A 16,338-nucleotide genomic window follows, 5' to 3' on the forward strand; every position below is an offset into this window, starting at 1 on the left:
GCAAGCTCGCTCCTACAGATGGGAGCTCGCTCCTACAGGGGGGTGGGGGGATCAAGGCACCAGAATGGTCGACCCGGTGGTGCGACGTGCCGACAATTCGGTCTGCGCCTTGGCCGCGTCACTCAGCGCAAAACGCTGGCTGATGTCGATCTGGATTTTGCCACTGCGGATCATTCCGAACAGCTCATCGGCCATCGCTTGCAGCTTTTCAGGGCTGCTGGCGTAGCTCGCCAGGGTCGGGCGGGTCACGTACAGCGAGCCCTTCTGCGACAAGATCCCCAGGTTCACCCCGGTCACCGCGCCCGACGCATTGCCAAAACTGACCATCAGCCCCCGTGGTGCCAGGCAGTCGAGTGAGGTAAGCCAGGTGTCCTTGCCAACACCGTCGTACACCACCGGGCATTTTTTGCCGTCGGTCAGTTCCAGCACCCGGCGGGCTACATCTTCATGGCTGTAGTCGATGGTTTCCCATGCGCCCAGTGCTTTGGCGTGGGCGGCCTTTTCTGCCGAGCTGACAGTGCCGATCAACTTCACGCCCAGGGCTTTTGCCCATTGGCAGGCGATCGACCCGACGCCACCCGCGGCGGCGTGGAACAGAATGGTTTCACCGCCTTTGAGTTCGTAGGTCTGGCGCAGCAAGTATTGGGTGGTCAGCCCTTTGAGCATTACGCCAGCGGCTTGCTCAAACGAAATGTCCTCAGGCAGCTTCACCACATTGGCGGCAGGCAATACATGCAAGTCGCTGTACGCGCCCAGCGGTCCGGTGCCGTAAGCCACACGATCGCCGACTTTAACGTTGTGCACTTCACTGCCTACCGCATCGACAATGCCTGCGCCTTCATTGCCCAGCCCGGACGGCAGCTCGGGTAGCGGGTACAAGCCGTTTCTGTAATAGGTATCGATGAAGTTGAGGCCGATGGCCTGGTTGCGTACGCGCACTTGCAGCGGGCCCGGCTCTGCGGGCTGGTAGTCGACATACTCAAGTACTTCCGGTCCGCCGTGGTTCCGAAACTGGATACGCTTAGCCATCTGCACTGTCCTTGCTGAATTGACGAGGCCACTATCCAACGCTTAAGCGTGATCTTCGTCAACTGCGGTGAAGCTGGGTGCGGTGTTATGCTAGCGGCCTTTGCCGCCGGCCCCGCTCTGAATGATGTGCCGCGTCGCTTGGCCCGATTTAAGGTGATGTCATGACTACCCGCACCGAGGCTGTAAAAGCCTACCTGCTCGACCTTCAAGACCGCATTTGCGCTGCTCTGCAGACTGAAGACGGTGGCACCCCGTTCGTCGAAGACGCCTGGGAGCGCCCGGCAGGCGGTGGGGGTCGCACCCGTGTGATGGAAAACGGCAACCTGATTGAAAAAGGCGGGGTTAACTTTTCCCACGTATTTGGTAGCGGCTTGCCGCCTTCAGCCAGCGCCCATCGCCCGGAACTGGCCGGACGTGGTTTTGAAGCCCTGGGTGTGTCGCTGGTGATCCATCCGCACAACCCCCATGTGCCGACGTCCCACGCCAACGTACGCTTTTTTATTGCCGAAAAAGAAGGCGAAGAGCCGGTGTGGTGGTTTGGCGGCGGCTTTGACCTCACCCCCTACTACGCCGTTGAAGAAGACTGCGTGCACTGGCACCGGGTGGCCGAACAGGCCTGCGCACCCTTTGGCGCAGACGTGTACCCGCGCTACAAGGCCTGGTGCGACAGCTACTTTCACATCAAGCACCGCAACGAGCCCCGCGGTATCGGCGGCCTGTTCTTTGATGACCTGAACCAGTGGGACTTCGACACCTGCTTTGCCTTTATTCGCGCCATTGGCGACGCCTATATCGACGCCTATCTGCCGATTGTTCAACGCCGCAAAAACGACGAATACACGGTCAAGCAGCGTGAGTTCCAGGAGTTTCGCCGTGGCCGCTACGTCGAGTTCAACCTGGTCTATGACCGTGGCACCCTGTTCGGCCTGCAATCAGGCGGCCGTACCGAGTCGATCCTGATGTCGCTGCCGCCGCAAGTTCGCTGGAGTTACGACTGGAAAGCCGAACCTGGCAGCGAAGAAGCACGTCTTACCGACTATTTTCTGCAAGATCGTGACTGGCTGGCATTGTCCGGGGAACCTGTCTGATGGACAGTTACGTGGTTTTTGGCAACCCGATTGCCCACAGCAAATCCCCGGTACTGCACCGACTGTTTGCCGAGCAGACTGCCCAGTCCATGCAGTACGAGACCTTGTTGGCGCCGCTGGATGATTTTGCTGGCTGTGCTTCGGCGTTTTTTCGCCAGGGTCGCGGCGCCAACGTCACGGTGCCCTTCAAGGAAGACGCCTACCGTCTGGCCAGCAGCCTTACGCCGCGGGCGCAAAGGGCTGGCGCAGTCAACACCCTGAGCAAACTGGCTGACGGCACATTGCTGGGTGACAACACCGACGGCGCGGGGCTGGTGCGTGATTTGACGGTGAATGCGGGCTTCAGTCTCAAGGGCAAACGCATTCTGCTGCTGGGCGCCGGGGGTGCAGTAAGGGGTGCCCTCGAACCTTTACTGGCCGAGCAGCCGGCGTCGGTCACCATAGCCAATCGCACGGTAGAAAAAGCCGAAGTACTGGCCGAACTGTTCAGCGATCTGGGACCAGTGGCCGCCAGCGGCTATGACTGGCTGCGCGAACCGGTCGACCTGATCATCAATGCCACCTCGGCCAGCCTGGCCGGAGAATTGCCGCCGATTGCCAGCAGCCTGATCGAGCCGGGTAAAACCCTGTGCTACGACATGATGTACGGCAAGCAGCAGACGCCGTTTTGCGCGTGGGCGGTCGAGCACGGCGCGGGTCAGGTCATGGACGGTCTGGGGATGCTGGCCGAGCAGGCGGGCGAAGCGTTCTTCCTGTGGCGCGGAGTGCGCCCGGATACAGCGCCAGCACTGGCTGAACTGCGCCGGTTACTGGCGCTGTAACCGCCACCCCAATCCTGTAGGAGCGAGCTTGCTCGCGAGCTCTTGGCTGCTGGTTCAAAAGCTCGCTCCTACAGGGGTACAGGTTTAACCCTCAAAAGAAATCGGGCAGTTGTCCGGTCCCTCGAGTTTTTTCAATTCCTCCACCACCTGCGGCCGTGCCCGGCGCAAGGTCAGACTACGGCCCAGGCCGCGCAAGCGTCGTGCTTCCTGGTGGAGCATTTCTACCCCCGAGTAATCAATAAAGTTGATGTGCTGCGCATCGATCACCACCCGCAACCCCTGGGTGCGTTGCAGGCGTACTTGCAGGTAATGGCTGGCGCCGAAAAAAATCGAGCCGCCTACCCGTAGAATCTCCTCGTCGCCATCGCGCCACTGTTGAATGCGTGGACGTGAAGTGCGTTTGAGATAGAAAAACAGCGAGGCCAGCACTCCGGCATAAATCGCTGTTTGCAGCTCCAGCAACAGGGTGGCGACGCATGTCAGCGCCATCACCACGAACTCGGCACGACTGACCCGCCACAGCGCGCGAATGCCCCGCGTGTCCACCAGGCCCCAGCAGATCAGCAAAATGCTGCCCGCCATCGCCGGGATCGGAATGTGTGCGATCAGTTTCGAACCCGCCACCGCAAACAACGTGACCCACAGCGCGGAAAACACCCCGGCCAGTGGTGAGCTGGCGCCCCCTTCATAGCTCAGCCCCGAGCGTGTGAACGAGCCCGACGACAGATACCCCGAGAACAGCGAACCCACCACATTGGACAAACCCTGTGCCCGGCTTTCCTGATTGGCGTCGATCATTTGCTGGGAACGTGTCGCCAGCGAGCGGGCGATCGACAAGCTGGTGACCAGCCCCAGCATGCCCACCGCCACGGCGCTCGGTAGAAGGCGCAGGACCGTCTCGAGATCCAGGGGCAAGGGGCTGAAGGGCGGCAAGCGGCCGACAAACGACTGCACCAGTTCGACATGGCCAAATACCCCGGGCAGCAGCCATACCGCCAGGCTGGCAAGCACCAGGGTCAGCAGCAAGGTGGGCCAGCGCGGCACCCACAGTTTGAGCACGATGCCCAGCACCAGGGTGCCCAGACCCAGCCCCAGCGAGGCGGGATCAAATTGGCGAATATGGGCGATCAGGGTCAACAGGCTATCCAGGGCCGTTGCCTTGCTCGATAAATGCAGGCCCAGCACGTTCGGTAATTGGCCCAGAGCAATCACAATAGCGGCGCCCAGGGTGAAGCCCACCACCACCGAGTGCGATACGAAATTGGCCAGCGCGCCGAATTTCAACATGCCCAGCAGCCACTGAAAAATTCCGGCCAGAAACGTCAGCAATAGAATCAGGCTGATGTAGTCCTGTGTGCCGGGCACTGCCAGGGGGCTGACGCTGGCATACAGCACGATGGAAATCGCCGCCGTCGGGCCGCAGATCAAATGCCACGATGAGCCCCACAGGCAGGCGATGATCACCGGCACAATCGCCGCATACAGCCCGTACTCGGGGGGCAAGCCTGCAATCAGCGCGTAGGCGATGGACTGCGGCAACGCCAGAATCGCCCCGCTAAGGCCCACCAGTGCATCGCGGCTGACGCTGACGCGGGTCTGTTTTGGCAGCCAGCTTAAAAATGGCAGCAGGTGGGTGTATTTGGGCCAGGCCATGGGGCTCTCGTCGGGTTAAACAGATTCTCTGCAGGAGCGAGCTTGCCTCGCGATGGTTGTTAACGATAACGCATTGTTTGCTGAATAAACGAGGCGTCCCTCAGGCTATCGCGAGGCAAGCTCGCTTCTGCGGATTGCCCGTCGCTTTAGCCGCCGACCTGTGGATAACGCGCCTTGCGCTCAAGGTCGTCGAGGTCGATGTGGTTGCGCATGTACTGCTGGCTGGCGTCGACCCAGGGCTGGTGATCCCAGCTGGTCAACTTGCCTGTGGCCAGCGATTGGGTAACCAGGCGACGGCGGCGCTGGCTGGCGAGCACTTGCTGGTGAATCGCCGGAATATCCCATTTGGCCCGGGCCTCGGCCAAAAAGTCGTTGAACAGTGACTGGTGCCCGGGGCACTGGCTCAGCTCTTCGCGTTCACCCGGGTCGTTGTGCAAATCAAACAGCAGGCACGGATCGTCTTCGCTATAGATGAACTTGTAGGCACCACGGCGGATCATCATCAGCGGGCTGATCGTGCCTTCGGCCATGTACTCGCCAAATACTTCGTCATGCCCGCCTTCGCCCCGCAGGTGCGAGACCAGCGAGCGTCCGTCCAGGTCCAGCCCGGCCTCTAACGTACCGCCCGCCAGCTCGACAAAGGTCGGTAACAGATCGGCAGTGGATACCGCGGCGCCAACCCGGGCCGGTTCGAACTGCCCTGGTGCGTATACCAGCAACGGCACCCGGGCGGCCATGTCGAACCAGTGCATTTTGTACCAGAGCCCGCGTTCGCCCAGCATGTCGCCGTGATCGCCGGAAAACACGATAACAGTGTTATCGGCCAGCCCCGTGTCTTCAAGGGTTTGCAGCAGCTTGCCGATATTGTCGTCGATGTAGCTGCAGGCGCCGAAGTACGCACGGCGGGCGTCGCGAATTTTATCCACAGGCAGCGGTTTGTCCCACAGGTCGTAGGCCTTGAGCAGACGTTGCGAATGCGGGTCGAGGCTGGCCTGGGGCGGGGTTTCGGGTAACGGGATATCTTCGTTGCAGTACATGTCCCAATACGGCTTGGGGATGGTGTACGGGTCGTGCGGGTGAGTCATGGAGACCGTCAGACAAAACGGCCGGTCGCCGTCCTGGCGAATATGGTCGAACAAGTATTGCTGGGCCTTGAACAGCACTTCTTCGTCGAAATCCAGTTGATTGGTGCGCACGCACGGCCCGGCTTGCAGCACCGAGGCCATGTTGTGATACCAGCTGGGGCGAGCATCGGGCTCATCCCAGTTGACCGACCAGCCATAGTCGGCGGGGTAAATATCACTGGTCAGGCGCTCTTCAAAACCATGCAGCTGGTCGGGCCCGCAAAAGTGCATCTTGCCCGCCAGCGCGGTGCGATACCCCATACGGCGCAGATAGTGCGCGTAAGTCGGCACATCTGCGGGCAAGTCCGCAGCATTGTCGTAGGCGCCGATTTTGCTCGGTAGCTGGCCGCTGACCAGGGTAAAACGCGAGGGCGCACACAGCGGGCTGTTGCAATAGGCGGCGTCAAACACCACGCCCTGCTCAGCCAGGCGGCTCAGGTTCGGCAGTTTTATCGGGGACGGGCCGTAGATCGGCAACAACGGGGCGGCCATTTGATCGGCCATGATGAAGAGAATATTTTTACCTGACATGGGGGCGGCCTTTCATGGTGAATATTTATGCGAAAGTGCTGACTGTCAGCATGATGGCCGGATAACTCGTGGTAAAACCCATGGACCGCAATGACTAGGATAAGCACAGCTAATGTATAAAGCCTTGGGCGATCTCTCTCTGGACCTGTTGCGCACCTTTGAAGCGGCCGCCCGCCACCGCAGCTTTACCGCGGCAGCCCTGGAGCTGGGCACTACCCAGCCGGCCGTCAGCCAGCAGCTCAAACGCCTGGAGTCGCGCCTGGGGATTCGCTTGTTTGACCGCATCTACCGCGGCATCGCCCTGACCGAGGCCGGGCTTGGCCTGTTTTTGCAGGTGCAGGCAGGTTTGCAGCAAATAGACGCGGGTTTGCAGGCGTTAAGCGAACAACCGGACCGTGAAGTGCTGCAAGTGGCTACCGATTTTGCCTTTGCTGCCTATTGGTTGATGCCCCGACTGCCACGTTTTCATGCGGCCTGGCCGCAAATTGACGTCAGTCTGGTAACCCGCGAGCGCAGCCATGATGCGCTGCAGGGTGATATCGATGTGGGGGTGCTGTTTGGTCAGGGGCGCTTCAGCCAGGGTGAATCCCGATGGCTATTCAATGAAGAAGTGTTCCCGGTATGCAGTCCGCACTTGCTGGCCGGGCAGACACTGCCGTTATCGGCCCGGGCCCTGGGGGACTTCCCGTTGCTGCAATTGCGCGGCGAACATGCCCGCCAGTGGTTTGACTGGTACAGGCTGTTTGACGCCCTCAAGCTCGGCCCGCCGCCTGCCCCCGGCCAGTTGCGTTTCGACAACTACACCTTGCTGATCCAGGCCGCGATTGCCGGTCAAGGCATGGCCATCGGCTGGAAGCACCTTGTGGATAACTTGCTGGAGCAAGGGGTTCTGTGCCGGCCGTTCGCTGAATCGGCGCAATCGGCCAGCGGTTATTACGCGGTGATGCCTCAGCGCAAACGACGTAACCGGCTGGCCCAGGTTTTTGTCGACTGGATGCTGGCGGAGCAGAATGCCGAGCGATAGCCCACTCATTTCCTGCAGGAGAATCTTCATGCAACGCATCAAGGGTTATCACGCCCACGTATATTTCGACGCCACTACCATCGGGCAGGCGCGGGCCTTGTGTGAAGAGGCTGCGCAGCTGTTCGGCCTCACCATGGGCCGGGTTCACGAGCGCCCGGTCGGTCCGCACCCGGACTGGAGTTGCCAGTTGGCCTTCGGCCCCGAGTTGATCGGCGTAGTGCTGCCCTGGTTGGCATTGAACCGCCACGGCCTGGTGGTGTTTTTGCATCCCGATACCGGCCATGACCTGCTGGACCACACCGATCACGGGATCTGGATGGGGGCGGTACGACCCTTGGATCTGGCTGTTTTTTGATCAAAACATGGCGGGTTAAAAAAAAATTCAGCTCTTTTTCACCCCGGTAAATTCCTGCAAATCCTGATGGCCGGCAAAAGCCTGATAGCCCCACGCTATAACGGCTGAACGTTGGTCATGGCCATGTGTCATAGCTTTCCATGAGCTAACGTATGACACGTGAAGCTGAGGGCAGTGATTAGTTCTAAAAGGCCATCCATGTTTAACTTGAACGGTTATTCAAGTTAAACGGTGGTCCGCTGCCCGCTCACAACAGGAGGCTTACCTTTGCCGAACGCGCTCTTTTTGCTCTCGTTTTACCTCTACAAGGTGCACATCCAATGAGTGCTCCAGTGACGTCAGAGACGTCTCAAATTCGCATGAACCCGCCGGTGTTTTACTTTGCTGCCGCGTTTATCCTGATCTTTGGGTTAGTGGTTATTGCCACACCACAAGCCGCCGGTGAATGGCTGCTGGCGGCGCAAAACTGGGCGGCCAATACGGTCGGCTGGTACTACATGCTGGCAATGACCCTGTACCTGATCTTTGTGATCACCACCGCCTTGTCTGGCTACGGCAAGATCAAGCTGGGGGCCGATCATGATGAGCCCGAGTTCAGTTACCTGTCCTGGGCGGGCATGCTCTTTGCCGCCGGGATCAGCATCACGCTATTTTTCTTCTGTGTGTCCGAACCCCTGACCCATATGCTCGCCCCGCCTCAAGGCCCGGCCGGTACGTCAGAGGCTGCGCGCCAGGGCATGCAGTTGCTGTTTTTGCACTGGGGCTTGCATGGCTGGGGTGTGTTTGCCTTTGTCGGCATGGCGCTGGCGTACTTCGCTTATCGCCACAACCTGCCGCTGGCGCTACGTTCGGCGTTGTACCCGCTGATCGGCAAACGCATCAACGGGCCCATCGGCTACGCCGTGGATGGCTTCGGCATCATTGCCACGGTGTTTGGTCTGGGGGCCGACATGGGGTTTGGGGTGTTGCACCTCAATTCCGGACTCGACTACCTGTTTGGCTTGCCGCACACCCAGTGGGTGCAGGTGGGTTTGATCACCCTGATGATGGGCGCTGCAATTCTGGTGGCCATTGCCGGTGTGGACAAGGGTGTACGGGTTATGTCCGACATCAACATGCTGCTGGCCTGTGCGCTGCTGCTGTTTGTGTTGTTCGCCGGCCCTACCCAGCATTTGCTCAACACTCTGGTGCAGAACATCGGTGACTATCTGGGCGCGTTGCCGACCAAGAGTTTCGATGTGTATGCCTACGACAAACCCAGCGACTGGCTGGGTGGCTGGACTGTGTTCTATTGGGCCTGGTGGATCGCATGGTCGCCGTTTGTAGGCCTGTTCATTGCGCGCATTTCCCGTGGTCGCACCATCCGCGAGTTCGTGTTCGGGGTGCTGTTGATCCCGCTGGGCTTCACTTTGGCGTGGATGTCGATCTTCGGTAACAGTGCCATTGATCAAGTGCTCAACCACGGCATGGTTGCCCTGGGCCAGTCGGCCATCGACGATCCCTCGCGCACGCTATACCTGCTGCTTGAAACCTACCCGTGGAGCCGGACCGTGATTGCGGTGACGGTGTTCATCAGCTTCGTGTTCTTCGTGACCTCGGCTGACTCCGGCACTGTGGTGCTCTCTACCCTCTCTGCGCGTGGCAACAATGCCGACGAAGACGGTCCGAAATGGCTGCGGGTGTTCTGGGGCGCGATGACGGCCCTGGTGACCAGCGCGCTGCTGTTCTCGGGGAGCATCGATGCGCTGAAGTCAGCGGTCGTGCTCACCTCGTTGCCGTTCTCGCTGATTTTGCTGCTGATGATGTGGGGCCTGCACAAGGCGTTCTACCTCGAGTCGCAGAAGAAGATTGCGCAGATGCACTCACTGGCGCCGGTGTCTCACGCCCGTCGTGGCGGCTGGCGTCAACGCTTGAGCCAGGCTGTGCACTTCCCGTCCCGTGACGAGGTGTACCGCTTTATGGACACCACGGTGCGCCCGGCGATTGAAGAAGTGAGTGCGGTGTTCCGGGAAAAAGGACTTAACGTCGTCACCCAGCCGGATCCGGCCAATGACAACGTGAGTCTGGAAATCGGCCATGGTGAGGAACACCCGTTCATCTACCAGGTGCAGATGCGCGGCTACTTCACGCCGTCATTCGCCCGGGGCGGTTTTGGCAAAAAAGAGCAATTGCGCAACCGCCGCTACTACCGTGCTGAAGTGCACTTGAGTGAAGGCAGTCAGGACTATGACCTGACTGGCTACACCAAAGAGCAAATCATCAACGACATCCTCGACCAGTACGAACGCCATATGCAGTTCTTACACCTGGTTCGCTGATTCGGGTAACGGATCGAGGTCAACGCGAGCAAGCTCGCTCCTGCAGGAACGGTGAAAATCCTGTAGCAGCGAGCTTGCCCGCCACTGGCCTTTAAACCAGTCCGCCATTGGCCCGCAGCACTTGCCCGTTTACCCACTCCGCCGCCGGACTCACCAGAAACGAGATGATTCTGGCGATGTCTTCGGGCTGCCCCAAGCGTTCCAGGGGCGGCATTTTGGCGAAGCTCTGGATCTGCTCTTCAGTCTTGCCCTGCATGAACAGTTGCGTCGCCACCGGCCCCGGTGCCACGGCGTTTACTGTGATTTGCCGGCCACGCAACTCTTTGGCAAACACCTGGGTCAGCGACTCGACCGCTGCCTTGCTGGCGATATAGACCGCATAGCCCGGCAAATTCATGCCCACCGTACTGCTGGAGAAATTGATGATGCGCCCGCCGCTGTTGAGCCGGGTGGCCGCTTCGCGCAGGGTGTTGAAAGTACCCCGGGTGTTGATGTTGAAGGTCTGTTCGTACAGTTCATCGCTGTGTTGCACCAGCGGCAACACTTTGAGCACGCCTGCGTTATTGATCAGCACATCGATTTTGCCCAGTTGCTCTTCAGCCTCATCGAACAGCCGCGCGACGTCCGCGGCACTGGCCACATCGGCCTGTACGGCAATGGCTTGATGCCCCGCACTGTGCAGTTCAGCAACCAGGGCTGAAGCTTCGTCGGCACTGTTGGCATAGTTGATAACGACGGCAAACCCTTCGCCGGCCAGTTGTCTGGCAATCACGGCACCGATGCCCCGGGATGCACCCGTGATCAGCGCGACTTTAGGCAGAGAAGTACTCATGGCAACACTCCATAGTGGATTTGGCGTGGGGCTAGATTCACATCTGTATCCAGGCAGATAAAGATGGTGAATTCGATAGCGGTATTCGCAAACGCCCAACAATCCTCCCGCCCTCTTGTGGGCGCGGGCTTGCCCGCGATTGCAGCAACTCGGTTGAAACTGTCACACCGGGTCGTTTGCATCGCGGGCAAGCCCGCTCCCACAAGGGATATCGCCCTCAGAGGGCATCAGGCATGGGCGGGTGGCGCGTCCTTGCTTTCCTTGATCTTGTACCAGGCCACGTACAACGCGGGCAGGAACAACAGAGTGAGCAAGGTGGCGGAAATGATGCCGCCGATCATGGCGTAGGCCATTGGCCCCCAGAACACGTCACGGGCAATCGGGATCATGCCCAGGCTGGCCGCAGCAGCGGTCAGCAGGATCGGCCGGCGGCGGTGCTGGGTGGCTTGCATGACCGCGTGCCAGGGGTCGTAGCCGTCGCGTTCGTACTGGTCGATCTGGGTCACCAGAATCACCGAGTTGCGCACGATGATCCCCACCAGGGCCAGAATCCCCAGGATCGCCACAAAGCCCATCGGCGTGCCGGTCGGCACCAGCGCCAGCACCACACCGATCAGCCCCAGTGGCGCCACACTCACCACCAGGAACATCTTCTGCACGCTTTGCAGCTGGATCATCAGGAAGGTCGCCATCAGAAACAGCATCAGGGGCACCACCTTGGCGATCGGGCCCTGGGCCTTGGCGCTTTGTTCAACCGTGCCGCCGGTTTGCAGGGTGTAGCCCTGGGGCAGGCTGGCGGCGAACTTGTCGACTTCCGGCTTGAGCTTGGCCACCAGATCGGTCGGTTGCATCGAGCCGCGCACCGAGGCCTTGAGGGTCAGGGTGGGAATCCGGTCGCGGCTCCAGATCAGCGGTTGCTCCAGTTCGTAGCGCACGGTGGCAAAGGCCAGCAACGGAATCGAGGTGCCGCTGGGGGTGGTGATTTGCAGGTTCAGCAGGGTTTCCGGGCTGCCCCGCTCGCTGCCGACGGCACGGCCTATGATGTTGATCAGGTAGATGTCGTCCTTGACCTGGCTGACCGCCGCGCCGCTGACGATGCTGTTCATCACATGGGCGACGTCTTCGGATGACAGCCCGAACTGGCGGGCCTTGTCCTGGGCAATGTCGATGCGCAGTACCTTGCCCGGTTCGTTCCAGTTGAAGATGGTTTCACCGACATTGGGGTTGGCGTCCAGCACGGAGGCCAGGTCGAGGGAATACTTGCGTACCAGATCGATGTTTTTGCCACTGACCCGATATTGCAGCGGCTGACCCACCGGCGGCCCCAGTTCCAGGGTGTGCACAAAGCTGCCGACCCCAACGTAATCTTCACGCAGGCGTTTATTGAGACGTTCCATCAGGGCATCCCGGCTATCCAGCCCGGTGCTGACAATCACCAGCTGGGCGTAGAACGGGTTTTGCAGTTGCTGGTCCAGTGGCAGGTAGAAACGAATCGCGCCCTCGCCGATGTACGAACTCCAGCGCAGGATATCCGGGTCGCCCTTGAGCGACTCTTCAAAGCGCTGGGTGACCTTGAGGGTTTCCTGAATCGAAGCGTTTTGCGGCAGGTTCAGGTCCACCAGGATTTCCGGGCGATCGGAGGCCGGGAAGAACTGGTTCTGCACCAGGCCCATGCCGAAAATGGCCAGTACGAACATCAGTACCGTGACGCCGATGGTCATCCAGCGGTGGCGCATGCACCACAGCAGGCCATTATCGAAGGACCGGGCCAGGCGTCCGGGTTTCTCGGGCTTGGGTTTGACCTTGGAACTGAGGATATGCACCCCCAGTACCGGCGCAAACAGTACCGCCACCACCCACGACACCAGCATCGCCACGGCAATCACCGCAAACAGGGTGAAGGTGTATTCCCCTGCCGAGCTGTTGTTGAGGCCGATGGGCACGAAGCCTGCCACCGTCACCAGGGTGCCGGTGAGCATGGGGAAGGCCGTGGAGTGGTAGGCAAAGGTTGCCGCCTGTTCCTTGGTCTCCCCCAGCTCGAGCCGGGTGATCATCATTTCCACCGTGATCATCGCGTCGTCCACCAGCAGGCCCAGGGCGATAATCAGCGCACCCAGGGATACCCGCTGCATGGCAATGCCGGTGAACTCCATGAACACAAAGACCAGCGCCAGCACCAGCGGGATCGAGATCGCCACCACCAGGCCCGCACGCAGCCCCAGGCTGAGGAAACTCACCGCCAGCACGATGACCACCGCCTCAAACAGCGCACTGGTGAAGCCGCCTACGGCCACCTCTACCACCTGCGCCTGATCGGAGACCATGTGCACGCCCACCCCCACCGGCAGTTCGGCGGTGAGGTCGTCGATGCGTTGCTGCAGCTGTTTGCCGAACTCTTGAATGTTGCCGCCGTCGATCATGGCAATCGCCAGACCGATGGCAGGCTTGCCGTTGTAATGGAACATGGGCGCGGAAGGGTCGACGTAACCGCGGCTGATTTCGGCGATATCGGCCAGCCGGTAGAAGCGGTCGTTGACCCGCAGGTTCACCGCTTCCAGGTCTTCGACACTGTGGAACTGTCCCGAAGTGCGGACCGACATACGCTCGGGCCCGGCTTCAACGACCCCGGCCGGGGTCACGGCGTTTTGCGCCTGAAGGCTTTCCAGAACGTGTTGTTGATCGAGGCCCAAGGCCGCCAGTTTGCGGGTCGAAAAGTTCAGGTAGAAGGTTTCATCCTGCTCACCGATGGTCATCACCTTGCCGCGATTGGGCACATCGCGAATCCCGGTGCGCACCTGTTCGACGTAGTCGCGCAGCTGGCGCATGGTGAAGCCGTCGCCGGTAAAGGCGAAAATGGTGCCATACACATCACCGAACTCATCGTCGAACCCCGGGCCCTGAATGCCCTGGGGGAAATCGCCGCGAATGTCGTTGATCTTTTTGCGCACCTCATACCAGATATGGGGAATGGCATCGGCCTTGGTCGTGTCCTTGAGGAACACGAAGACCGTGGATTCGCCGGGCCTGGTATAGCTTTGCACGTAGTCGAGAGAGTCCAGCTCCTCGAGCTTTTTCTCGATGCGGTCAGTGATTTGCAGCCGGGTTTCATCGACCGTGGCACCTGGCCATCTGGTCTGGATGACCATGGTTTTGATCGCGAAGGACGGATCTTCCGCGCGGCCCAGGTTCATGTAAGAAAAGATCCCGGCGACCACCGCCATAAACATCAAGTACCAGACAAACGACTGATGTTTCAGAGCCCACTCGGACAGGTTGAATTTCCCATTCATTGCGAGCTTTCCTTATCGAATCTGACTTTCTGTCCGGGGGTGAGGCTGTTGACGCCGGCGCTGACCACGTAATCGCCGTTTTTCAGGCCACCCTGGAGCAGCACGGTTTGCGCGTCACGGCGCAGCACGTTGACGTCACGCGGGCTGACGGTTTTGGTCTGCGGGTCGATGACCCAGATGCGGCTGTGACCGTCGGTTTCCTGCAGGGCGGTGAGCGGTAATTCAAAGTGCTCGGCAATCGGGCTGCTGACGGTCACGCTGACCGAACTGCCAAGGCGAAAGGCTGGCGGGGTCTGGTCCAGGGTCAGCCGGGTGCGCCGGGTGCGGGTTGCACTGTCGGCTTGCGGGGCGATTTCGCGGATATGGGCGCTGGTGTTGACGTTCGGGTCGAGCTGGCCGGCGACCAGAAACTCGATACCTTTGGGTAGCGCCTCGGCCAGGGGCCCGGGCAGATCAATCACCGCCTCCTTGATTTCAGGGCGGGCCAGGGTGACCACTTCTTCGCCGACGCTGACCACCTGCCCTGCTTCGGCGTGCCATTGGGTGATTACCGCGTCATGGTCGGCGCGCAGGTCGCAGTAACTGAGCTGGTCCTGTGCCTGGCTGACCGCGGCCACGGCCTGCTGCATGGAGGCCGCGGTGGTTTTGAGGTCGGCCTGGGCCGTGTCCAGTTGCGCCTGGGCGCCGACCCCGCGGTTGAACAGCTCCTGCTGGCGCCGGGCGTTGGCTTGAGCGTTGATCAATTGCGCCTGCACCTTGGCCAGGTCGCCCTGGGCCGAGCGCAGCTGGTTTTGCTGATCGGTGGGATCGAGGTTGGCCAGAATGTCCCCTTGCTTGACCACTGCACCCACGTCGTAATGACGGCGCACGATACGGCCCGGCACGCGAAAGCCCAGGGTGCTTTCGTAGCGCGCTTCGATGTTGCCGGCAAAGCGCCCGAGATTGTCGGAAAGCATCGGCTGAGCCACCACATACAAGGCAGGGCGGACAGGCTCGGGGGCTTTTTTCTCGGAGCAACCCGCCAGCAACAAGGCTGCCAGCGGCACTGTCCACAAGTGGTTAATCAATGATCGGCTCATAACCGGGCTCCCCCGCTCGGGATGGGCGCGACTTCAACCTTCATGCCGGGGTGCAGCAATTGTCCGCCTGCGACCACGACCTTTTCTCCGTCCTTGAGACCTTCACTGACTATCACGCTGCCGGTCAGGTAGCGTCCGACCTTGACCCGTTGCAGGCGCACGATGCTTTGCTCGTCGGCGATCCATACGGCAGGCTCGCTGATGTCTTTGGTCAGGGCGGACCAGGGCAGCTCAATGCTGCGACTGGGGGGCGGGGTCAGATTGACGCTGACAATCGAACCCAGATCCATGCCTTTGGGCAGCGCGTCCAGTTGCACCTTGATTTGCAGGGTGCCGCTTTGTGCCGACACGGTGGGGGTGATCTCGCGGATCTGGCCGTTAACCTTGATCGCCGGATTACTCAGCAGCGTGACTTGCACGGTAGGGTTTTTCGGCGGCTCGATAAACAGCGATTCATACACGTTGAATACCGCGTCGCGGGCTCCGTCGCGGGCCAGGGTGAAAATCGGCATGGTGGCCTGCACCACTTGCCCCACTTCGGCCTGGCGCGCGGTAATCACACCCGGCGCCTCGGCCTGCAATTGGCTGTAGCTCAGTTGCTCGCGGGCATTGGCCAACTGCGCCTGTGCGGCAGTCAGGGCACTTTGCGCGCTGAGCCGGGCAGCATTGGCAGCATCGTATTCGCTTTGGCTGGTGTAGCCTTTTGGCAGCAGTTTCTGCTGCCGGATAAATGCGGCACGGGTCTGGACCACTTGGGCCTGTTGCGCATTGACGCTGGCCTGGGCCGTTTCAACCTGGATTTTCAAGTCTTTGGGGTCGAGACGGGCAAGCACCTGATTGGCCTGGATGTGGTCACCGACATCGACCTTGCGCTCGATGATTTTGCCGCCGACCCGGAATGAAAGCTGGGTTTCGACCCGGGCCTGAATATCGCCGCTGAGTTGAATTGGCGGGGCAAATTCCCGGGTGCTGACCTGTTGTACATAAACCCGCGGGGACAAAGGCTCAGTGGGCCTCTCTTTGCCGCAAGCGGTCAGAAGTACCAAAAGGCTCAAGCCCATAACAGCCTTGTTTCGTGGACCAGCCATGCAAGCTCCTTTGCGTGATGCTGTTTTACATCCTGATACGACACACAGCGTAGAACAGGGTTCGGCGTCTGTGGGACTCTATGTGCACTGCACCTGTAGCTGTACT

Annotated in this window: 12 protein-coding genes; 5 read left to right on the forward strand and 7 right to left on the reverse strand. The window is 60.3% G+C overall.

The features are described from left to right. Window positions 1–51: 51 nt before the first annotated feature. A complete protein-coding gene (locus tag JQ845_RS17225) occupies window positions 52–1,029 on the reverse strand; it encodes an NADPH:quinone reductase (protein WP_003437943.1) in 978 nt (325 codons plus the stop codon). Between the two features lie 161 nt (window positions 1,030–1,190). Between JQ845_RS17225 and hemF the strand changes: the two genes are divergently transcribed. Next, the gene (hemF, locus tag JQ845_RS17230; RefSeq protein WP_003437941.1) at window positions 1,191–2,117 is read left to right on the forward strand and encodes an oxygen-dependent coproporphyrinogen oxidase; all 927 of its coding nucleotides are present in this window, start codon (window positions 1,191–1,193) and stop codon (window positions 2,115–2,117) included. After that, complete coding sequence (aroE, locus tag JQ845_RS17235; protein WP_003437938.1) at window positions 2,117–2,938, forward strand: shikimate dehydrogenase; 822 nt, start codon at window positions 2,117–2,119, stop codon at window positions 2,936–2,938. The genes hemF and aroE overlap by 1 nt, the downstream gene beginning before the upstream one ends. Window positions 2,939–3,022: 84 nt before the next feature. Here aroE and JQ845_RS17240 read toward each other — a convergent pair whose 3' ends face one another. After that, entirely contained in the window at window positions 3,023–4,591 is a 1,569-nt protein-coding gene (locus JQ845_RS17240) for a SulP family inorganic anion transporter (protein WP_160626470.1), read from the reverse strand. Between the two features lie 146 nt (window positions 4,592–4,737). Beyond that, window positions 4,738–6,246 (reverse strand): choline-sulfatase, encoded by a 1,509-nt coding sequence (gene betC / locus JQ845_RS17245; protein WP_202210154.1) that lies wholly within the window; start codon window positions 6,244–6,246, stop codon window positions 4,738–4,740. 112 nt (window positions 6,247–6,358) lie between these two features. On the opposite strand from betC, the gene JQ845_RS17250 reads away from it, so the two are divergent. The 3 genes from JQ845_RS17250 to betT all read left to right on the forward strand — a co-directional run bounded on the left by JQ845_RS17250 (window position 6,359) and on the right by betT (window position 9,943). Next, complete coding sequence (locus JQ845_RS17250; protein WP_010656731.1) at window positions 6,359–7,270, forward strand: choline sulfate utilization transcriptional regulator; 912 nt, start codon at window positions 6,359–6,361, stop codon at window positions 7,268–7,270. A 28-nt stretch (window positions 7,271–7,298) separates the two neighbouring features. Continuing rightward, the gene (locus JQ845_RS17255) at window positions 7,299–7,625 is read left to right on the forward strand and encodes a DOPA 4,5-dioxygenase family protein (RefSeq protein WP_203009295.1); all 327 of its coding nucleotides are present in this window, start codon (window positions 7,299–7,301) and stop codon (window positions 7,623–7,625) included. 320 nt (window positions 7,626–7,945) lie between these two features. After that, a complete protein-coding gene (gene betT / locus JQ845_RS17260) occupies window positions 7,946–9,943 on the forward strand; it encodes a choline transporter BetT (protein WP_003437933.1) in 1,998 nt (665 codons plus the stop codon). A 91-nt stretch (window positions 9,944–10,034) separates the two neighbouring features. Here the strand turns inward: betT and JQ845_RS17265 are convergent, their stop codons facing one another. The 4 genes from JQ845_RS17265 to JQ845_RS17280 form a co-directional block, all read right to left on the reverse strand. Beyond that, window positions 10,035–10,775, reverse strand: coding sequence for an SDR family oxidoreductase (locus JQ845_RS17265; RefSeq protein ID WP_127196622.1), 741 nt, complete (start codon window positions 10,773–10,775; stop codon window positions 10,035–10,037). Between the two features lie 227 nt (window positions 10,776–11,002). Continuing rightward, complete coding sequence (locus tag JQ845_RS17270; RefSeq protein WP_003437931.1) at window positions 11,003–14,065, reverse strand: efflux RND transporter permease subunit; 3,063 nt, start codon at window positions 14,063–14,065, stop codon at window positions 11,003–11,005. Further along, the gene (locus JQ845_RS17275) at window positions 14,062–15,144 is read right to left on the reverse strand and encodes an efflux RND transporter periplasmic adaptor subunit (protein ID WP_003437930.1); all 1,083 of its coding nucleotides are present in this window, start codon (window positions 15,142–15,144) and stop codon (window positions 14,062–14,064) included. The genes JQ845_RS17270 and JQ845_RS17275 overlap by 4 nt, the downstream gene beginning before the upstream one ends. Continuing rightward, window positions 15,141–16,232: an efflux RND transporter periplasmic adaptor subunit gene (locus JQ845_RS17280; protein WP_003437929.1), complete on the reverse strand. Its 1,092-nt coding sequence runs from the start codon at window positions 16,230–16,232 to the stop codon at window positions 15,141–15,143. Before JQ845_RS17280 ends, JQ845_RS17275 begins: the two co-directional genes overlap by 4 nt. Window positions 16,233–16,338 lie beyond the last annotated feature (106 nt).

Source organism: Pseudomonas paraversuta (genome assembly GCF_904063065.1).
Classification (GTDB): domain Bacteria; phylum Pseudomonadota; class Gammaproteobacteria; order Pseudomonadales; family Pseudomonadaceae; genus Aquipseudomonas; species Aquipseudomonas paraversuta.

What these genes read in the sequence shown, in the direction of transcription:
- JQ845_RS17225 (WP_003437943.1), bottom strand. Translation starts at nt 1,029, where the DNA reads ATGGCTAAGCGTATCCAGTTTCGGAACCACGGCGGACCGGAAGTACTT.
- hemF (WP_003437941.1), top strand. Translation starts at nt 1,191, where the DNA reads ATGACTACCCGCACCGAGGCTGTAAAAGCCTACCTGCTCGACCTTCAA.
- aroE (WP_003437938.1), top strand. Translation starts at nt 2,117, where the DNA reads ATGGACAGTTACGTGGTTTTTGGCAACCCGATTGCCCACAGCAAATCC.
- JQ845_RS17240 (WP_160626470.1), bottom strand. Translation starts at nt 4,591, where the DNA reads ATGGCCTGGCCCAAATACACCCACCTGCTGCCATTTTTAAGCTGGCTG.
- betC (WP_202210154.1), bottom strand. Translation starts at nt 6,246, where the DNA reads ATGTCAGGTAAAAATATTCTCTTCATCATGGCCGATCAAATGGCCGCC.
- JQ845_RS17250 (WP_010656731.1), top strand. Translation starts at nt 6,359, where the DNA reads ATGTATAAAGCCTTGGGCGATCTCTCTCTGGACCTGTTGCGCACCTTT.
- JQ845_RS17255 (WP_203009295.1), top strand. Translation starts at nt 7,299, where the DNA reads ATGCAACGCATCAAGGGTTATCACGCCCACGTATATTTCGACGCCACT.
- betT (WP_003437933.1), top strand. Translation starts at nt 7,946, where the DNA reads ATGAGTGCTCCAGTGACGTCAGAGACGTCTCAAATTCGCATGAACCCG.
- JQ845_RS17265 (WP_127196622.1), bottom strand. Translation starts at nt 10,775, where the DNA reads ATGAGTACTTCTCTGCCTAAAGTCGCGCTGATCACGGGTGCATCCCGG.
- JQ845_RS17270 (WP_003437931.1), bottom strand. Translation starts at nt 14,065, where the DNA reads ATGAATGGGAAATTCAACCTGTCCGAGTGGGCTCTGAAACATCAGTCG.
- JQ845_RS17275 (WP_003437930.1), bottom strand. Translation starts at nt 15,144, where the DNA reads ATGAGCCGATCATTGATTAACCACTTGTGGACAGTGCCGCTGGCAGCC.
- JQ845_RS17280 (WP_003437929.1), bottom strand. Translation starts at nt 16,232, where the DNA reads ATGGCTGGTCCACGAAACAAGGCTGTTATGGGCTTGAGCCTTTTGGTA.